At 52.0% G+C, this 20,639-nt stretch carries 8 protein-coding genes; all 8 read right to left on the reverse strand.

What is annotated here, in order from left to right:
• Positions 1–14: 14 nt before the first annotated feature.
• From JOE25_RS20245 to JOE25_RS20280, 8 genes are read right to left on the reverse strand one after another with little or no spacing between them, the layout of a single operon-like run.
• Complete coding sequence (locus JOE25_RS20245; protein ID WP_209638275.1) at positions 15–1,232, reverse strand: aminotransferase class V-fold PLP-dependent enzyme; 1,218 nt, start codon at positions 1,230–1,232, stop codon at positions 15–17.
• On the reverse strand, positions 1,229–2,509 hold the full coding sequence (locus JOE25_RS20250; protein ID WP_209638277.1) for a phenylacetate--CoA ligase family protein: 1,281 nt from the start codon (positions 2,507–2,509) through the stop codon (positions 1,229–1,231). The genes JOE25_RS20245 and JOE25_RS20250 overlap by 4 nt, the downstream gene beginning before the upstream one ends.
• Positions 2,506–3,507 carry a TauD/TfdA family dioxygenase gene (locus tag JOE25_RS20255; protein ID WP_209638279.1) on the reverse strand — a complete coding sequence of 334 codons (1,002 nt, stop codon included), beginning with the start codon at positions 3,505–3,507 and terminating at the stop codon, positions 2,506–2,508. The genes JOE25_RS20250 and JOE25_RS20255 overlap by 4 nt, the downstream gene beginning before the upstream one ends.
• Positions 3,501–6,638 carry a non-ribosomal peptide synthetase gene (locus tag JOE25_RS20260; RefSeq protein ID WP_209638281.1) on the reverse strand — a complete coding sequence of 1,046 codons (3,138 nt, stop codon included), beginning with the start codon at positions 6,636–6,638 and terminating at the stop codon, positions 3,501–3,503. Before JOE25_RS20260 ends, JOE25_RS20255 begins: the two co-directional genes overlap by 7 nt.
• A 24-nt stretch (positions 6,639–6,662) precedes the next feature.
• Positions 6,663–7,232 (reverse strand): DUF6817 domain-containing protein, encoded by a 570-nt coding sequence (locus JOE25_RS20265; RefSeq protein ID WP_245210027.1) that lies wholly within the window; start codon positions 7,230–7,232, stop codon positions 6,663–6,665.
• A 23-nt stretch (positions 7,233–7,255) separates the two neighbouring features.
• On the reverse strand, positions 7,256–12,265 hold the full coding sequence (locus JOE25_RS20270) for a non-ribosomal peptide synthetase (protein ID WP_209638285.1): 5,010 nt from the start codon (positions 12,263–12,265) through the stop codon (positions 7,256–7,258).
• On the reverse strand, positions 12,265–19,866 hold the full coding sequence (locus tag JOE25_RS20275) for a non-ribosomal peptide synthetase/type I polyketide synthase (RefSeq protein ID WP_209638287.1): 7,602 nt from the start codon (positions 19,864–19,866) through the stop codon (positions 12,265–12,267). The genes JOE25_RS20270 and JOE25_RS20275 overlap by 1 nt, the downstream gene beginning before the upstream one ends.
• A gap of 27 nt (positions 19,867–19,893) precedes the next feature.
• On the reverse strand, positions 19,894–20,637 hold the full coding sequence (locus JOE25_RS20280; RefSeq protein WP_209638289.1) for an alpha/beta fold hydrolase: 744 nt from the start codon (positions 20,635–20,637) through the stop codon (positions 19,894–19,896).
• Between the last annotated feature and the right edge of the window lie 2 nt (positions 20,638–20,639).

Genomic DNA, 20,639 nt, shown 5'->3' on the forward strand with positions numbered 1-20,639 from the left:
CACCTTAAAGTAAATTAAATTGTAGCCAAACCCACGCAGGTCGCCAGCTCATCAATAGCAGAAAAAAGCGTTTCGATTTCTGACAGTTCATTATAAATACAGGCAGAAATACGAATAACTTCACCCTGTGCTTTTTCAGTTACAAAGGGCTGTGCGCAAAGATAGCCACTGCGACACATGATGCCCCATGAATCACTCAGCAAACGAGTCAACTCCCCCGCCGGAATACTGCTGTCAAACTTCACGGAAAATATCGCATGCCGGTCCTTTGTATCGTGCGGCCCAAGTAACGACAGGAATGGGCGTTCTGCAATAGATTTCAACATCGCCTCTGACAATGCCCTGTCATGAGCACTTCTCAGGCTTTCATCACATTGCAGCAAGTAACGCACAGCAGCCCCAGTGCCTAATACAGAAGCGATAGCGGGGGTGCCGGCTTCAAGGTGGTATGGCGCACGTCTATTTATCTGCTTTTTCGCATCAACCCAATCCACAGTTCCACCGCCGTATTGCAGCGGTTTCAATTTTTCCAGTAAGGCATATTTTCCATATAGAAGACCCACTCCTGTTGGACCATACATTTTATGGGCGGAAAATGCCGCAAAGTCGACATCAAGCTGGTGAAAATCAATGCGCTCATGCGGCAGTGACTGAGCAGCGTCCAGGACGATAACAGCGTCAGAGGACGCCCTGATTAATTTCACCATCAGCCCGACCGGATGCACCGCCCCCGTGACATTTGAACAGTGAGTTAATGCCACAACGCTTGGTTTTAGCGACAGTAACTCGCGAAAATGGTCCAGATCGAGCCGCCCTTCCGCAGTAGTGCGAATAAAGCGCACGTCAGCGGTTTGCCGCCAGGGAAGAATATTTGAATGGTGAGCATCCTCATTGACCAGAACAATGTCCTGCTTGCTGAGCTGCAGCCCATGCGCAACGATATTCAGAGAATGCGTAGTATTTCCGGTAAAGACCAATTCATTGGCTTGCGCGCCAATATAGTTAGAAATATCCAACCTTGCATGTTCATAATCATTCGATGCTTCATCGGAAAGTCGATGCTTACCGCGATGTATATTGGCTCCATTAAAGGTATAAAAATCACTGACCGCCTTAATAACCGCGCGAGGCTTTAGCGTAGTGGCGGCATTATCGAGATAAATAATGCTATTACCGTCAATCTCTTGCTGTAGGGCTGGGAAATCAGATTTACAGACCGGGGAATGGCTCACGGTTTTACCTCATGAAACTGAGAAATACAGGACTGGAATTTTCCACTGCGCTCACAGGGGATATAATCCACCGATAGATATTCAATATCATCGGTGCCAATCAACGTACCGACGACATCCTTTATTCGAGCCAGGGTTAACGCATTAAACTGCTCATTAGCGATAAAGCGGAAGGTGAGTTTCCCTGCCTGGTTTTGCTCCATTTTGTAGAGGTCGATCCCCGGAGCATCACCCACAGCAGCATCTAAATCGGTCGGCGAAATACTCCTATTCCCCACCAGCAGATTCTGCGTTGCCCGCCCCTCGATCACCACGCGGGGTAAGGTACTACCGCAGGTACAAGAACCTGCGACAAAGCGATAGAGATCGCCAGTGGCATAGCGAATACGCGGGATGAGTCCATCATCGATAGTTGAAATGACCAATTCTCCTGGCTGGTTCTCCTGTACGTCCTCCCCATTTGCCAGCAGCTCAACGAAATAATCCTGGTTGTTGAGATGCAGGCTGCCGTGGTGGCATTCAAAGCCCAAATAACCCAGCTCTGACATGCCCAGCATGTTGCCCACCGGCACATCGTCACCGAAAAACTGGGTGATTTGCCGCCGCGCCATGTGGGTCAGTTGCGTGTAACCGCAGATGATGTGCAATTTGTTACTGCTGCTGATAGTCCTGCCCAGCTTCGCGGCCTGACGCGTCAAAAATGCCAGATGTGTGGGGTCCACCACTAGAATGTCCGGATTGTAAAGCGCGATTTCATCCAGCGCTTGATTGATCATCCGCAGAGGGGTCGCCAGCAGGTCGTGCGCCACCGGTAGGACCAATGTGCCATCTGCTAACGTGCGTTCTTCCATTGTACTCAAGCCAATACCACACTCGACATCTGAACAGTTAGGCGGCGCATAACGACACAGCTTGAGCTTTTTCCCGGGCAGCCAAAGCGAATTAAACTTCTCATTTACGCTCAGGCTGGTAGCCTGCCGACGCGCCAGATCAAAGGAGAAAATCGCGCTGTTCAACCGCTCACCCGACGTCCCCGAACTTTGAAAACGCATGACGTGCGGTGAGTTCAGGGTGTAACCCGCTGCCAATACGCCAAACGGATAATTTTTTCGGTAATGCATCTTACGCGTGACGGGCAGGCGCTTAAACGCCTGTACTGAGTCAATGGCATCGGGCACGATGCCCGACTCATCGATATGGTTACGGAAAAAACGCGCATGCTGATAAGCATATTCAATCTCGCGTTTTACATCCTCAAAATTACCTGAATCGATCATGTCATTGCCACCATAATGGAACGTGGAGTTTTGAAAGGTCGCCGCCCATGTGACATCGTCTCGTTATCAACTATCAGAATGTCCCCTTCTTCCCAGTCGAAGACTAACTCCTCCTTCTGGTAGGCCGCCCGAATGGTGGCCAAATCCGCTGCTGGGATCGGAGTACCGTCACCAAACAACGTGTTACGCGGCAGATCAATTTCACAAAACTCGAGACGTAATTCCCGCTCCGTCTCCAGAGGGAGGCTACTGACATGAAACAGGTGGGCCTGGTTAAACCAGATCCCCTGACCGCTGTGTTTATCGCGTATCGTAGCCTGACAAACCTGACGCGTACGAAGCCTTCCCTCGCTCAGCCACTCAAACTGGATGCCGTTTTCAGTACAATAACGTTCAACTTCGCTGACTTCCTCCGTCTGGAAGACATCCTGCCAGCTCAAATCAAGCCCCAGGCCATAGTTACGCACATACATAACGCCATGTCGGTCAAAGCGTTCGATCAGATCTGCCGGTAGGCATTGGTACATTATTTTACTGTCTGCTAAAGGGGTTTGTCCCCCGTCACCCGGTTTAACCGCGCAGTAGAAAAATAGACGCGTGGGCCAGTTCTGCGTGTAGGACATTTCGTTGTGCTGAGGAATATACTGATCCGCCGGGTATTCGGTTGAGCTGTAAATCCCCGCACTGATGCTTTTACGCGGCGTTGACCGGTGGGTGTAGTTCAGCAACGTGCCCTGTGTCGCCTCAACCACCTGACGGAAAGCGTCGGCATCGGTTACGTTAAATCCTCGTAACAGCAGCGCGCCATGCGCGTTCAGCCATTCGGTCATCTGCTGCAGGTGCTCCAGCATCCAAGCGTGTGCAGAAACGTCTTTACGATCGGGTATGACCATTTTTCCCCGCCGTGTTTCATCCACCAACGGCACCAGTGTTACGCCTTGATGCGATGAGACTTTCACTACCTGGCGACGACCACCAAATCGCGTTTCGGTTAACATGATTTTACCTCCTGATTTTGTGCCAGCGCCGTCTCGATCTGCGCACTCAGTCCACTAACAGTGGCATCCATAAAGACAGAGCGCAGGTTAAAAGGGATCGTGAACTGCTGACGGATCGCAGCCACCAGCCTTGTTGCAACCAGTGAATGGCCACCGATATCAAAAAAGTCATCGTGCTGGCCGACTGAGGCGACCTGAAGCAACGATTCGAATATTCCGGCAACTGTTTTCTCTGTGTCACTTTTCGGCGCCACGTAATGGCTGTTATCGCCGGAATGCAGCGATTCGGGATGAGGAAGGAGTGAAATATCAATTTTCCCGTTATGGTTGAGCGGGAAACGAGACAACGCGACGACGTACGACGGCAACATAAAGTCCGGCAATTGCGTATTAAGGTAATCGCGCAGCGCAGGTTGCAGACCAACCGAACAGTCCTGCAACACCACATAAGCCACCAGATATGCGCTGGCAGACTCCCCCTGTTCAATGACGCAGCTATCCAGCACTTCGGTATGACGACGCAAAATCGCTTCGATCTCGGCAGGCTCCACCCGGAATCCACGGATTTTCAACTGTCGATCGATGCGTCCCAAGAACTCAAACCGTCCGTTTGGCAAGCGGCGAACCTTGTCTCCGGTTCGGTATACGCAACCTTCGTCATGCCACGGATCCGCAATAAAGCGCGCGACATCCCGCTCTTCCGCGAACACATAGCCGGTGCTGACGCTTTCCCCCCCGATATATAATTCACCAACCGCACCATCCGGCAGCAAATGGCCATACGCATCAACAATGTAAGCACGCACGTGGCCTAACGGCTGCCCCAACGGAACGGTAGATGCCAGTGCCACATCCGCGTCAGTTTCGACAACGCCGGCAATCACCCCCACGCAGGTTTCGGTCGGGCCATAATGGTTGAAAATCTTGCTACCGTGGCTGAAGGAATTGAACAAACGCCACATCCCCCAGCTCAGCATTTCTCCGCCCAGCACCAGCGTTTTTTCTGGCATCAAGCGAGCCGGCTCCTGGCACAGAGCAAACAATGAGGCTAAATGTGAAGGCGTGATCTTCAGAACATCAAATTGCGTTATTTCCATAAACGCGATTTGTTCCTGGGCTTCTTCCGCTTTAGAGTGCGGAGACATGATGATGCAACCACCGCTGGTTAACGCCGGGAAAATCGTCGTGTTACCTAAATCCGTGGTCAATGGGCCGACAGAAAGATAGACTAACGGACCTTTAATGCCGATACGTGTCTTAACCCCATCAATGTAGCGCGCGAGCGCGCGGTGCGTTACTTTTACTCCTTTAGGGTTACCCGTGGTGCCAGAGGTGTAAAGAATGTAAGCAAGCGCATCGGGGTGGATCGTCACCTCCGGCCCGCTCGACGGATACACTGTCGCGGCATCCAGCACGGCGGACAGACGAAGTGTAGCCTGTTCGCCAATAACATCGATTTCACTGCCGTCATCCTGAATCAATAACACTGGCGTGGTTTGCTGGAGCAGGGTTGCAACACGCTGTTCAGGCATAATGATATCTAACGGCAGATAGGCGGCCCCCGCTTTATTAACGGCGATAATCAGTGCTAAAAGGTAATCACTGCGTTCCAGCCGTAAAGCCACAGTGGAGCCGGGAACAACCCCTTTAGCGACCAGCGAATTGGCAATCTGGCTGGTCAGTACATCAAGCGAACCATAACTCCAGATACGATCGTTAAAACGTAAAGCAGGCGCATCGGGCGTTTCCTGCGCTTGCCGAGCAAAAACCTGCGTCCAGGGTTCAGAGGCAGCCAGTGCAACAGGAGCAACCGTATTCTGCAACAGCTGTTGCTGTTGAGCCGTGTTAAGAAGAGCGAAATGCCCGAGAGGTTGTCGCGCATTCGCCAACAGTGCATTGACTGATGCATTAAAGGCTTGAGAAATCGCCTGTATGCCGGCATCGGGAATAGTGCCATTGCGCACATTCAGCGTGCAGCGTAATACCTCACCGACCTGTACCCGCAACATCAGATCGGTATCAAAATCAACGCGCGGCTGCGACTGGTTACACCAGTTAAGTTCTGCCAGACTGATTGCCATTGCTGCTTCATCAAAATCAAAAGCAACATTTACTTTCTTGCTAATCTGATGAAGACCACTGGAACGTATCTGCACCAGCGGCTCATAACGTGATAAAGCGTCCTGACATTGCGTCAATAATTGTGAAAAATCATGGGTTGGTAACGGAGCCAGATTGAGCGTGACCGGCGCGCTATAACGGCCGAGTGAATGCTGCAATTCAGCAAAAGGCCTTCCGAGCATGTTCACGCGAATGCTGACAGCATCAGGAGAGCCACAAAGTCGCCACAGACCCGCCGTCCAGCAGGCCAGAAACACCGCTTTTTGCCCCACCCCCAGCCGATCAGCAACCGCCATCAGGCCAGACTGTTGCTCCACGCTCAGCGACAGTGGATGACGGCTAAAATCCGTTCTCTCTGATTTCATCTCCAACGGCAGGTTCAATGCAGTGGCGTTTGCCAGCTGAGTCTGCGCGTAGGTATCACCTTTATTAACGCGGTTTTTCTGATCTTCTTCCCGCTGCCACTGGGCAAAATCCACATATTGCACAACATGGTTTTCACCCACGGCCATTTGCTGGGTCAACGCATGATATTCAGCCGCAACCTGCTGCATCAGCAAATTCCCGGATAGCCAATCAAAGCCTATCGCAGGTACCTTGAGCAGCAATGTGTGATGATCCTTCCAAGTGAGTAAGCTCGCATTAATCGCATCATCACGATTGACAACCTCACCGCTTTCTAGAGCAGCCATTTCGCTTGCAATCACTGACTGTCTTTCGGCTTCCAATAATAAAACTATCTTATCGAGATGCAGTAAGGCAGTCTCACTGATTACCATCAGTGGATTTTTACTCTGACTTTGCAGTGTTCGATAGTGGGTGCGAAGGATTTCATTTTTCTCAACAATGTTATTTAGCGCCTTATTAAGAAGAATCTTATCAAGCACACCTTTAATATCGAATCGCAAACACAGGGTACGGAGCTTTTCATTTACGCGCTCAGCACAAAACGCGTCCTGCTGGAAAGATAATGGGAAACCCTCCCATGTATTATCGGGCATTAATGTCATTTTATTTCCTCCAAAGAATTTGAGTTAGCTGACTATCTCACTCCAGACACGTATCTTATTGCCACCAAAATACTCTGCGACCATTTCCCAGAATGCGCCGTATTGGGCAGGAATATTGGTGCAGGTATGATTTTTGTGCATGGGAGCATGTGCAAGCACATCCGCTAATTTTAAGGTCAGCAGTTTTTCGAAATATTCACGAGTAACAATAATGGCTTCGCCGCTACGGCGATCTTTTAATGCGGGTATGCCATCGGCTTTCAACAGGTTGCGAAAGCTTTTACTGAGCGACTCATAACTCATCACCGAAAAATGATAAACCAGGCTTTCAACCTGAGTACCCGCGCAATTACGCACTATCTGGCGCTGGGTTTCAGGAATATCACCGATTTCATCCGTATGCAGGCCCTGTGTGCCATAACAGCCGTGGAAAAGACCGGCCAGGCACACCTGCTCCTCACACGACATCCGGCACAATATTTCGTAAGTACGGATCAGATGATTCATCAGGGGTTCATCCAGATGAGCAACCTTGTGTACGCCAAGCGTAACGAAGTCATTCTGATAACGTTCAACGACTGTAGCTGTTTCCATCATAAGATCCTCGAACAGTTTGGTTATCGATTAATGTTTTTACGATTCTTTTGGAGTTGCATAACGCGTTGCCTGGCTGTCAGGTTTTTATCTGTCGGCACGAGCTGAGTTGCAGCTTGTTTTTCTGAATGTCCTTTTAACCACTGAGCCAACGAACGAATTGTGGTGTACTGGAATAAACCCATTACTGGGAAATTAAACCCTATTTCATCCTGTAATGCCCGATGCGTTTGGATAAGCCTGGCAGAGTCTCCCCCTGCATCAAAAAAGTTGTCCGTAAGACTAATTTCATTTCTATTTAAAACAGTTCGCCAGACGTTCTTTACTTTCTCCTCAATACACATTCCATTTTCCGACGACATCTCATTATCTTTTACATTCAACTTAGGTTCTGGCAATTTACTTTTATCAAGCTTTCCATTTACCGTTACCGGAATTTCATCAATCGTAATAAACAAAGCGGGAATCATATATTCAGGCAGACTCTGACTTAACGTTCCTTTAATCAGCGCAATATCTGGCTGAGTCATTGCCTGAACGACGATGTAGGCACAAAGCCAGTAATGGTGTCGTTCACCTTTTCTTGATACGTGCGTCGCCACAATGCCTTCACATCTCAGGATCGCCGCTTCGATTTCATCGATTTCGATGCGATAGCCATTGATTTTGACCTGTGAGTCCTGCCGCCCAAGGAACTCAATATTACCGTCGCCAAAGAACCGCGCCCGATCTCCAGTGAAATACATTCTGGCTGAAGGAGCGGCGACAAAAGGATCGCGACAGAATTTCTCCGCTGTGCGATGTGCATCACCGTAGTAACCCTCGGCCAGCACATCACCACCAATATACAAGTCGCCCTCAACCCCGACCGGTACCGGCAACTGATGCGGGTCCAGAATGTAGTAGCGTGCATTCTGAATTGGCTTGCCGTAAGGAATGCTACTCAGCTCTCTTTGATTGCCGGATGTCGGGAAAAAGTTGGACCAAATAACGGCTTCAGTGGCGCCACCCAGCGCGATCAGCTCTGCTTTAGGGCATTTTTCCGCCAGCCGGGTCGGCAGCGACACCGGGATCCAGTCACCGGATAAAAATGCCAGCCGGAGATGCGGGTTACCTGTTACATCCAGATAAGGGATAAGTTGATCGAGGATCACCGGCGCCGAATTCCAGAAGGTTATCGCTTCCCGACTGACAATCTGGCTCAGTAGTTCAGGGTTACGAATTTCTTCCCGGCTCGCTACGCGCAGCGTCGCACCTGCTGCCAGCGTGCCCAACATGTCATAAACAGAAAGGTCGAATGCGATCGACGTGACAAATAGAAGTTTATCCACGGGAGAAACCGCAAACGTGCGATTAACCCAGTCAATCAAGTTGACCGCCGGTCGGTGTTTCACCGCGACGGCTTTCGGTATTCCCGTGGTACCGGAGGTAAAAATAATATAGGCACGATCATCCGCCGTAGCTGGATTGTCCGGCGGCGTGTCACACTGCATGCGATGTGCATCAGAGTCCGCCCAGATCAGCGTCAGCGGTACTTCAGCCTGAATGCTCAGCGCTTTATTACGCAAAGCGTCATCACTGATCAGGCCAGAAAAGTTGGCAACGGTGGCCATAAGCCGACAGCGTTCTGCAGGTGTCGACGGGTCGATCGGCACATAGACACATCCCGCCTTCAGCACTGCCAGTACGGCAATAACCATTGCCGCACCGCGTTCACATAAAATCCCTACATGAGCCCCCACCGGCACACCAGCATCACGCAGGCTCCAGGCCAGCTGGTTCGCACTCCGATCGAGCTGCTGATAGCTCAGCACATCCTGACCCGCAATCAGAGCGGTGTGGTCGGGTTGCCCGACAACACGTTGCGAGAAAAGCATGTCGATGCGCCCTTCAAACGCCACAGCCGTTTTCGTGTTGTTCCAATCCTCCACAATTTTCTGATAAGACGCCTCAGATAACAGACCGACCTGAGACAGCGGTGCTCTGCTATTTGCCGTCAGATTCGCGCAAAATCCGGCCCAGGTCTGCGACAAACTCCTCGCCATAGCATCACTAAACCGCTGCGTATCGTATTCCAGGTTCAGCACCAGCCCGGTATTGTCGTAACGGAAAAACAGGCCAAGGTCAAAACGGCTGGTGCCAAGATCTACAGGCAAGAAGGTTGTCTGGCAGCCCTCCAGTTCCAGAAGTGCCGGAGATACTAATAGTGATAGCATGACATTCACGGACGGTACGCCTTCAGCGGAACGTAACCCTTTCACCGCATTCAATACTGACTCAAAAGGCACATCTGCATGCCGCAACAGCTGAAGGGTGTTCTCTTTCGCGGCCTGTAGTAACTGTTCAAAGGTCATGGCGGCATGTGGCCGTCCGCGCGCAATAGCAGTATTAACAAAATTTCCGACCGTTCTGGCGTATTCCGACGGACGGGTATGTACTGGCAAAGCCAGCAACACATCGTCACTTTCTGACAGTTTGCCCAGAAATGCCCAGGTAACGGCCAGCAGACCGTGGAACAACGACCCCTGATGCTGCTGACACAGCTTCAACAAAGAGTGTACCGTCTCCTGATCCACCGTAATGCTTAGCAGTTGCCCAACACCAGTCGTGCTTCGTTTAGCCGGTTTGTCAAAAGGTAAGCGTAAAAGCTCTGGTGGATTGGCGAGCGCCATTTGCCACCATTGCAGCGACTTTTCCTGCTCCATTTGCAGCGACGGAGTCAGCAAATATTGGGCGTAGTCATTATACGATCGGCAGCTCTGTATGGGGGCGTGCGGGCGGTTATAGCGGAACGAGATCTCCTCCACTAGCAGCTCCATCGATCCATCGGCCGCAATGTGATGGGTTTTGATATCCACCAAGTGCAAGGTGGGAGCAACAGTGATAATTTGCACACCTAAGGGTGCATTGCTACTCAGTTCAAACGGCTGTCGCTGGAAAGCGCTGGACAGAGTTTTGGCCTGCTCCAGTGCCTGAACCAGCGGCATCTGGCTCAAATTTTTCTGCAACACGTTCACGCGGTGTTTGGCCAGTGGCACAGGTTGCAGGCCACGGTCGGACTCACCATATACCGTGTGCAGCATGGCATGGTGTGCCGCCGTTGCGGTCAGCGCCGTAATCAGCCGTTGGTTATCCAGCTCGCCCTGCAGTTGGAAGGTGTTTGCAATATTGTAACGCGGCGATCCCGGCAGCAGCTTTTCCAAGGTCCACATTCTGCGCTGAGAAGGTGTGCAGGACAGCTCTTCGCTGCTTCCGGCGCGATTGTCGATCACGTCGGATTGAGCTATCAATCTGGCTTGTTCAGCCAATGTGGACGCTGACATCAACGTTGCCAGCTCAATGCTGACCGAGAAGATTTCACGGATGTGATACTGCAAACGGGTGAACAACAGGGAATGCCCACCCAGAGCAAAAAAGCTGTCATGCCGGCCAATCGTCGGCTGCTCTAACAAATGACGCCAGCACTGTGCCAGGGTTTCTTCAGTCTGCCCCATAGGATGCTGATCGTCGGTTAAGTGTGCCCTAACAGTTGCGGCTTTACGCAGGTAAGCCCTATCAATTTTGCCGTTTGGCAGTCGCGGAAGCTTGTCAAAGACCTGCCACTCTGAGGGGATCATAAACGCCGGCAAGCGTGCGCTCGCCCACGCGGCGATATCGGCTTGGTTTGTGCTGTCGCTCAGTTCGAGCGCACAGCGCAGAAATTTTCCGCGTGCGGGTGAATCGACCACCACCACCGCAACCTCTGCCACCGCGGGATGCTTTCGCATTGTTGCGTCCACCTCACCGATTTCAACGCGATGACCACGAATTTTCACCTGATCGTCACGTCGCCCCAGACACAAGATCCGCCCGTCGGCAAGCTGGCGACCAAAATCACCGGTACGGTACATGCGATAGCTGTCTGGTTGCCGTTTATCCGGCATAAATACGCTCTCAAGGTCGGGGCGTCCGTAATATCCGCGTGCAACACCCGGCCCGGCCACGTAGATCTCTCCAACCTCTCCGTGCGCGACCTCATTACCACTTTCATTCAGCAAATAGCAGTGGCGTCCCAGCATCGCAAGGCCAATGGTAGGCTGTTCATCGCTCGCCAAAACCTCGCTTACGGTGGAATAGGTCGTATCTTCCGAAGGTCCATATAAGTTGAAAATCTGCGCATTGGGGCACTGCGCGCGCAATACCAGCACTAAGCTTGCAGGCAGCGGTTCACCGGCTAGGTTAATCACCGAAAGCTGCTGTGGTAAATGCCCCAGCGTCGCCACTTCATTGAGCACAGAAGGCACTGTATTCAGCAGCGTCAGCACGTCGCGCCACTTCCAGTCAAGCAGCGATAAGCCATTTTCCAGGATGTGGATCATTCCCCCCGCGCTCAGCGGCACAAAGATTTCAAACACCGAGAGATCAAAGGTGATCGAAGTAGTAAATGCGACACTTGCCAGCTGCGATGACGAATAGAAATGATGCGCCCAGTAAAGAAGTGACAGTGCATTGCCATGCTCAATCATCACTCCCTTTGGCACCCCCGTTGAACCCGAAGTAAAAATAAAGTAAGCCAGTGAGTTTGACTGCGCAGGGTCGTTATTCAGAACATGGTCCAGATCGACCAGCGCAATATCTTCAATGCAAATGGCCGTGATATCACCAGGCAATGTCTCCGCCAGCAATCGCGTGGTAATGACACACTGAACCTGCCCTATCGTGATTAACTGCTCAATGCGCTGCTGCGGGTAACGTGGGTCAAGCGGCAAATAGGCGCAGCCAGCGGCCATAATGCCGATCAATGCAGCGGGTAAATTGCGATCGCGGGGTAAATACACCCCGACCGCCGTTTCCGGCATCAGTCCATGACTGCGCAAAGAGGAGGCAATAGCGCAGGCTTGCTCCCGTAACTCAGTGTAGGTCATCACACCGGCATCATCGCGAAGAGCAATTGCCGCGGGCGTGCGTATTGCCTGGCGAAAAAACGCGTTGTGTAAGCTGTATCCATAATCCGACGGACAGAAATGCCCGACAACGCTTGGAGGGTTATTCATCACAGTTCCTTCACTCGACGACGGTTATTAGAGAAACTCCATGGCGGGAGAGCGTCAACGGGGTGCTGCTGGCGTTTGAGTCGCGCTTTTTCAGTGTCCAGCCACTGCATTAACTGACAGAGGGGCGTTTCCGTGTTGGTTACAATCCGAGCCACTAAACCGACGAAACAATCACACAGCACCCCGACATCTTCCTGAGCAAAAAGGCCGTTACGATAGTCAAGCCCACCCTCCACTCCCGCACTATTACTGACGAGTGACAACTTGATGTCATGGACGTCCAGTAGGAATTCAGCATCCAGCAAGCGAGACGCGATCCCATCGATATCCCACTGAGGAACCGGCACATCGTGCAAAACGAACCAGGAACGATAAATAGGTGACGATTCCGCATCGGAACGACGCGGACGGAGAAGACTCACCACCTGATCAAAGGGGATATCCTGATTGATGTAAGCATCAAGGCAGGTAAGACGTACCTGCTGTGCCAGTTGAGTAAAGGGCTGCTCACGATCAAGATGAGTGCGGATCGCCAGGCTGTTGACCATGAAACCAATAACATTGGTCAATGCCGGATCCGCGCGGTGGCCCGCAGGTGTACCGACAATGATGTCATCCTGATGGCACCACCATCCCAGAACCAGCTGCCAAACCGACATGTAACCCATGAAAGGCGTAACACTCAGCGCAGAACACAGGTCAGTGAATGCCGTGGCAACCGGTGTTGTGATATGGAAGACATGGCGCTGTCCCCCCGTCGCCGGCTCACCCGTAACGATCGGTAATGCCAGGACGGGTAGTACACCACCCAGTTGCTTCAACCAATATTCACGCTGTGCGGCAAACGCATCGGTCGCAATCTGGCTTTGTTCCCAGCAGCAAACGTCAAAGAAATTGAGCGCGTCAGCCGGCAAGTGCAGCGGTTGGCCATTGAGCAAGGTGCGATAACGTTGACTCACTTCTTTGATCATGATGGCTGTAGACCAGCCATCCCAGATGATATGGTGTGCAACCACAATCAACACATGTTCACGCTGAGAAAAACGCAGCAGATGTAATTTGAACAACTCACCCGCATTAGCTTTAAGCGGGGTGTTCGCTTCGCGCTGAATATGCTGCCCGATAAAGTAATCGCGTTTGTTTTCTGCAACATCACTACAGTCGCTCATACGGATAAGTGGTTGAGCGTCCGGGCGCAGCACCATATACGGCTCAGCGACATCGTCAGAGATCGCGCAGGTCAACACCGGATGCTGCTGAATAAAGCCGTTCAGCGCCTGGGTGAACAACGCCACATCCAGCTCCCCCTCAAGGGCAAAAGGCTCCACCAAGTTATAGGTGGTATTACCTGGATAGCATTGATCGTGGAACCATAAGCGTAGCTGCGCTGAAGACAGCGGATAGCTATCACGCCGCTCTGCCTTTTGCACACCGAATTGACTTGTCTCATCGGAGCAAGCAGCAGGCTGATACTCTTCAACCACCTGGCTGATAGCACGCACGTTCGCGTGTTCGAACGCGGCCCGTAGCGGAAACAACGGGCACATCTCATGCCGGATGAGTGTAACCAACTCGGTCAATCGGCGAGAATCCATGCCCAACGTAAACAGATCCTGCTCAACGCTGAACGTCGTGCATTGCATGATGGCCTGCACCAGCCCCGCCACCTGCGCTTCAGTATCATTTTTCGCGGCAATCTGCCGTGGTGCCAAGTCAAGCAGAACAGGGGAAGGTAGCTGCTTAACATCGACTTTTCCATTTGCGGTTAATGCAAAGCCCGGAACAACCGTGATCAATTTCGGCACCATGTATTCGGGCAGTCTTTCGGCCAGATGCCGCCGCAGCCGTGCAACGCCATTCGGGCAATCTTCATTCAAGGTGACCCAGGCCACCAACAGCTTCGCTCCTTGGTGCTGATGAGCGCCGACGATGCAGCCTGTCACGCCATCGTATTTCAACGCAATCGACTCAATCTCACCCGTCTCGACCCTGAAACCATTTATTTTGAGCTGGTTATCCAGTCTGCCCAGAAATTCGATGCTGCCATCAACCATCCAGCGCCCCATATCCCCGGTGCGGTAGAGTTTCTCTCCGGTACGAGGGTGGCTGATAAAACGTTTCGCCGTTTCTACCGGATTGCCAAGATAGCCCAACGAAAGGCCGTCACCACCAATATACAACTCTCCTGCAACGCCTATTGGACGGATGCGCATTTGCTGGTCAAGGACATAGAACTTTTGGTTAGCCAGCGCTTTGCCGTACGGAATGCTGGCCCGCTGACGATCCTCGCGCACAATGGGGTGGAAGATTGACCAAATCGACGCTTCCGTCGCGCCGCCAAGGCTGATTTGCAACGCCTCTGGCAGAGTTTTTTCAATACGCGCAGGCAATGAAACCGGTATCCAGTCGCCACTCATCATGATCAGCCGCACAGAGGGCAGTGTTTTCCGATGGGATTCAAGCGCTGACACCAGCAGCTCCATCAGTGCGGGAACGCTATTCCATAGCGTGACTTGATACCATTCAATACGGCTGATCCAATGTTCCGGATCTTTACTCAACCGGGCATCCGGTATAACCACGGCACCACCGACGCTGAGAGGTCCAAAAATGTCGTATACCGACAGGTCAAAAGTCGCTGAGGAAAGGGCTAATACCCGGTCATTACGATTTAGCTGATAACGGCGGTTGATATCTGACACCGTGTTATGCGCAGCGGCATGGCTGATCATCACTCCCTTCGGGGTACCGGTGGTCCCGGAGGTAAAGATGATATAGGCCAGTGCATCCGGTGACACCGCCACCTCCGCACAGATCGCCGCGTGATGGTATAAGGCATCAGACAACACAATCCGCTGCAGCCCTACAGGCCATTCGGTGGCCGCTGCACACTCCTCGGTAACCACGGCAATATGGATATCCGCCATGTTGAGTAAGGTATGCAGGCGTTCTTTTGGAAGCGAGGGATCTAACGGCACATAAGTGCATCCCGCACGCAAGATTGCCAGGATGCCCGCAACCTGCTGCCAACTCTTCTCCGCCACAATCGCCACCGCCGATGACGGGACCGCGCCCGCGCTCTGGATCCGTTCCGCCACTGCGGAGGTGAATCGAGCCAGTTCACCGTAGCTGATGGTGTCATTCCCAATGAGTGCGGGCGCTTCTGGCGTCACGTCTGCCCAACGCAGGAAAGCCTGATGCAATAAAACAGGAACGACCTCGCATGCGGTCTGGTTCGATGCAGCCACCACGCCTCGGTTAAAGCGCTCGGCCCACTGCTCACGCCAACTGTTGTCTTGCCAAAGTGCCGGGTGGTGAGCCATTTTCAGCAACAGCGTGCGGTAATCAGCGAACATATTTGCCAGCATCGCGGGGTCAAAAATACCGTCTAATACATCCCAGTTAATCAGCAGATCACCGCCTGCTTCGTACACCTGACAATCCAGCCAGACATGCGGCGTCTGTGAGATGCCGTCGATCAGCTTGCCAAGACGGCTAATGATCGGTTTATCCTGCGCAGAAGGGAAAATCAGGCTGGTAAAGACATAAGGCATCAGCACCCGCTGCTCGCGCTGTTCTGCAATGTCCCGCAGCACTTTAATTCCGTTATATTGCAGCGCTGCCAGATCATCCCACAGCCTTTTTTGCATCGCGCGCGCGCGGTCGATAAATGTTGACTCTTCACGTAGATCGGCTTCAAACAGCAGTACCGAAGTAAAGTCTCCCATCACGTTATAAATGCCGGGATCAACCTCTAGCCGGTTAAATGCCGGAAGATTCAGGCAGAAGTGCGGCGATTCAGCCCAGACGGCCAGCACTTCCGAGTAGGCAGTGAGTAACAGGGTTGATGCCGTAACACCGTGGCAACTGGCACTCTTTTTGATCTGCTGCCATACATCAGCTGGCAGTCGTGTTTCTCTGCGAACAAAACGATGCTGCTCTAACGTGTCGGGATCGGCAATTAAGGGTAACGCCGGGGCGGAAGGAAAACCCGCGATCCGCGACTGCCAGTAAGCTTTTGCCGTGGCAAATGCACCACTGGCTTCCAGACGCTGTTCGGCCAAGACGTAATCACGAAATTCAACATCACAGCGCTCTGGCTGGTAGCTGGCATCCTGATAACAAGCTTCCAGCTCACTCCAGAACAACGTGATACTCCACGCATCCAGAATCAATAAGTCGAAGCTGATATGCAGGCGCGATGTGCTATCCGGCATATGCGAGATTGATAAATCAAACAGTGGCCATTGACGATAATCCATCACCTGATGGGATTTGCCCTCACGCCACGCACTGAGGTAGTCCGTAGCCTCCTGATGGGATCTGCTGCTGTAGTCGTTGATGGTAATGCGGTATGGCGGTACTTCAGGCAGCGTCCGCTGCATGCCATTATCATCGAACACCGTGCGCAGCATACTGTGCCGCTTGATCATTGCGTTTAGCGCCATCTCCAGGCGCGCTACATCGAGTTGATAGCATTCGAACTCTTCATAAGCATGAGCAGCCATGCGCCTTTCCGGGTTCCCTGTATTGCGGGCAATCCAGTAGGCATACTGAATGTCCGTCAGCGGAAACGGTTCGAACGCGTCTTGTGGGGCCTTTAACAAGGCGGCCGCTATTGCGGCTGCCTCATTATCCTCAACCAACGCTGATGTACCATCAGCGCTTTCAGGAATACGTTGGTCTACCTCGCTAACGAAGGCGTCGAATGTAGGGAAATCTAAAATCATGCCCGGCGGGAAGACGCAGCCATACGCTTTAGCGCGGCTGGCGATCTGAATACTCAAAATCGAGTCCCCTCCGAGTGAGAAGAAATTATCAGTGGGCTCCAGCGTTTCGATACCCAGCGCATCACACCACAGCTGCTGTAACCGCTCTGCTCTTGTTGCGGGTTCCGTACGAGAGTCGGGTATGCTGATCTCATCACTCACGGTTTCGCGTTGATCCGCCAGCGGGGTAGCTTCAACCCAATGGCGCGTGCGATCAAACTGATATCCCGGTAATGGAAGTAGCTGACCGTCGGTGGTCAGAACGTCTGAAAACTCTTCACAACCGCAACACCACAGCCCTGCCTTCAGACCCAATAGGGTTTCATCCGGGTTCCGCATTGCCCACGTGGCAGGCAGAACAGAAACGACATTGATTCCTTCCCGCTGCTCGACACGCGTGATTTCCTTTATTGCGCCGTTAAGAGATGTACCAGGCCCACATTCAATAAAGTGATAAGAGGGATTGACAAGGAGTGTGCTTATCCCATCAGCAAAACGTACGGTTCCCCGTAGATGTTGTACCCAGTATTCAGGATCCGTGGCCTGTGCCGTCGTAATCCACGTACCGGTTAAGTTAGAGATGAAGGGCTGTTGCGGTGCAGCTAACGTGATATCTGCCAGTACGCCGCGATAAGCCTCCAGGCATGGCTCCATCATCGATGAGTGAAACGCATGTGAGGTTTCCAGCATGCGGCAGCTGATATCGTCATTTTCGAGCTGCTGACGCAGTTTTGCGACCGATTCCTGCGGCCCCGAGACCACACAGAGTGACGGCCGATTAATTGCGGCCACCGAGATATCTGCTGGCAGGCACGGGATCAACTGCTGTTCATCCAGCGACACTGCCATCATGTCGCCCGGCTCCATTGCCTGCATCAGACGCCCGCGTGCCGCAACCAGCCTGGCAGCTTCAGGCAACGACATAACGCCGGACAGTGTCGCGCAGATATACTCGCCAATACTGTGGCCAATAAAGGCATCAGGCTGAACGCCCATCGCCATGAGCTGTTTTGCCATCGCATAGGCGACAGAGAACAACGCCGGTTGTGCGACGGCAGTCTGTTCCAGCAGTTCAGCCCCATGCTCATCAAAGACCACAGTCCGCAGATCGAACTGAAGATGATCGTTAAACAACTCAGCGAGCTGGTCGAACGTTTCAGCGAATACGCTGCCAGACTGATAAAAATTACTCCCCATACCGGCAAAATGCGTCCCCTGGCCGGGGAACATCAATACCCAACTGACAGGCTTCTCACTGCACATCGCCATATGTTTAGTACGCTGCGGATCGTCCCCCAATCGTTTGCTGGCTTCCTCCAGCGTCTGTGCCATAACCACTTGCCGGTAGGGGAAGTCCTGATAGCGACGCCGCAAGGTATAGGCTACATCGCGCAGGGACAGATCAGGATGGGATCCGAGATAATCGGCTAATTGCCGAGATAAAGATTGCAGTGCCGTTTTGCTCTGCGCTGCTAAAGGTAAAACCAGGTAATCGCCTTGATGCGTGTTTTGTCCCTCGAGTACTACGGGCGGTTGTTCAAGAACAACGTGCACGTTGGAACCACCAATACCGAATGCGCTTACCCCCGCACGCCGCACGCCAGGTCGATACCAGGGCTGAAACACATTGACGACGCGAAAAGGCGTTTGAGAAAAATCGATACCGGGATTTGGGCGTTCAAAATGGAGTGTCGCCGGAACGAAACCCTGCTGTACAATCCTGGCGGTTTTGATTAGCCCCGCAATCCCGGCCCCCACATCCAGGTGGCCTATATTGGGCTTCACCGCGCCCAACAAACAACTGTCGGCCTCAATATGCGGATAGAAAGCCTGACTAAGCGCAGCGATTTCAATAGGATCACCCATCGCGGTGCCTGTACCGTGGGTTTCTACATACCCAATTGAGTCAGGTGTCACATCAGCCGCAGCATGCGCCATGCGGATAACCTGCGCCTGCCCATCGACACTTGGCGCCGCGTATCCAACCTTCTGCGCACCATCGTTATTGGTGGCCGATCCACGGATAATCGCGTAAATCCTGTCTCCATCGGCCATTGCATCTTCCAGGCGCTTCAGCAGGACCACTCCCCCACCATTGCCTCTCACCGTGCCTGAGGCCCGATCGCTAAAAGGCCGGCAGTGGCCGTCACGCGAGAGAATGCTGCCTTCCTGATGGATATAGCCTTGCGAGAGTGGAAATTCCAGCGAAAACCCGCCGGCCAAAGCCATATCACACTCTCCCGCCAGAAGGCTTTGCGCCGCCTGATGCACTGCCAACAAAGACCCTGAACAGGCTGACTGGACCACCACGCTAGGCCCTTTCAGATTGAGTTTGTAGGAGATACGGTTAGCCGCATAGTCTTTGTCATTGCCAATCAGCAATTGCATCTGGCTGGTCTGGGACTTGATTTGTCGGTTCGCTAACACTTGCTGGGTCAGATAGCTGGCGGGACCGCAGGCAACATAAACCCCGACAGGGCAAGGCGGCTCATAACCGGCGTACCCGCCATCTTCGAGTGCATGCCAGGCGCACTCTAATAACAAGCGTTGTTGTGGATCGGTAATATCAGCTTCACGCGCTGATATTGAAAAAAACTTCGCATCGAAGGCATCCACATCATCGACCAAAAATGCGGCAGGAATGAAGTTGTCATCATTTTCAAATCGCGTATCTTCGGTTTTTTCGAACCACGTGACAGCCTCTTTCGAATTACATAAATTATCCCAGAATTCATTAATATCTTTCGCACCCGGGAACTTTCCCGCCATTCCAATTATTGCTATTTCGGTGCCGGCATAAAGCGTGGCTACTGCCGAATTCAATTCAGACATATTCACTTGCCTCATTAATCAGAATAATCAGGAATGATTAGCGCACACAACCTTCGCAACATCACTTAACCAAATATCCAGATTTTCATCCATCAGGAAATGGCCAGCATTATGTTCAGTCACATTAATAGACGCATGGCTCATCGTCGCCCAAGAATCAATATAATTACGGGGTATCACTGGATCTAAATTCCCATAACTAATATAAATTGGCGCATTTAGAATTCTGGGTTGTGCTGGTTGGAAATTGTCACTGGCACACAAATCACGCCTTATTGTATCGGCAAAAATAGAGAAGTATTCATCATCCGTGAATCCAGCATTACTTCTGTCACTGAGACTCGTTAAAGCATCAACCAATGCTTTATTAGATATATTTTCCCAGTCGATAATCTCTTTGCATACATAGGGTGCTCGTTGACTTGCAATAAAAACGCCATCAACAACTATGCCCTGTTTTTCGAAACGATTAGCCAGTTCGTACGCCAACAGTGCACCATAACTCACGCCACACACATAAAGTTTTTCAGCTGAAGCTGGCCTGATCCTCGCATAAATATCATCAATAACAGATTCGACGCTGTTCATTGCCCGCTCAGGAAAACGCTCTTCTCGACCCGCAATAACCGGGGCATAAACATTGGCGTATTTCCCAACCTCACTCCCCCAGCGATGGTAGCGACCTGTACCACCTCCAGCATGCGGAAAGCAGATTAGATTATGCCGATTTTCAGGCGAGTAATGGCACTCACGAATAAACTGAGTTTTCATAA

The organism is Serratia sp. PL17 (assembly GCF_017832355.1).
Classification (GTDB): Bacteria; Pseudomonadota; Gammaproteobacteria; order Enterobacterales; family Enterobacteriaceae; genus Serratia.

Bases quoted from the DNA above. Each gene is read 5' to 3' on its own strand.
- JOE25_RS20250 (WP_209638277.1), bottom strand. From the start codon at position 2,509: ATGATCGATTCAGGTAATTTTGAGGATGTAAAACGCGAGATTGAATAT.
- JOE25_RS20265 (WP_245210027.1), bottom strand. From the start codon at position 7,232: ATGGAAACAGCTACAGTCGTTGAACGTTATCAGAATGACTTCGTTACG.
- JOE25_RS20260 (WP_209638281.1), bottom strand. From the start codon at position 6,638: ATGACATTAATGCCCGATAATACATGGGAGGGTTTCCCATTATCTTTC.
- JOE25_RS20280 (WP_209638289.1), bottom strand. From the start codon at position 20,637: ATGAAAACTCAGTTTATTCGTGAGTGCCATTACTCGCCTGAAAATCGG.
- JOE25_RS20270 (WP_209638285.1), bottom strand. From the start codon at position 12,265: ATGAATAACCCTCCAAGCGTTGTCGGGCATTTCTGTCCGTCGGATTAT.
- JOE25_RS20275 (WP_209638287.1), bottom strand. From the start codon at position 19,866: ATGTCTGAATTGAATTCGGCAGTAGCCACGCTTTATGCCGGCACCGAA.
- JOE25_RS20255 (WP_209638279.1), bottom strand. From the start codon at position 3,507: ATGTTAACCGAAACGCGATTTGGTGGTCGTCGCCAGGTAGTGAAAGTC.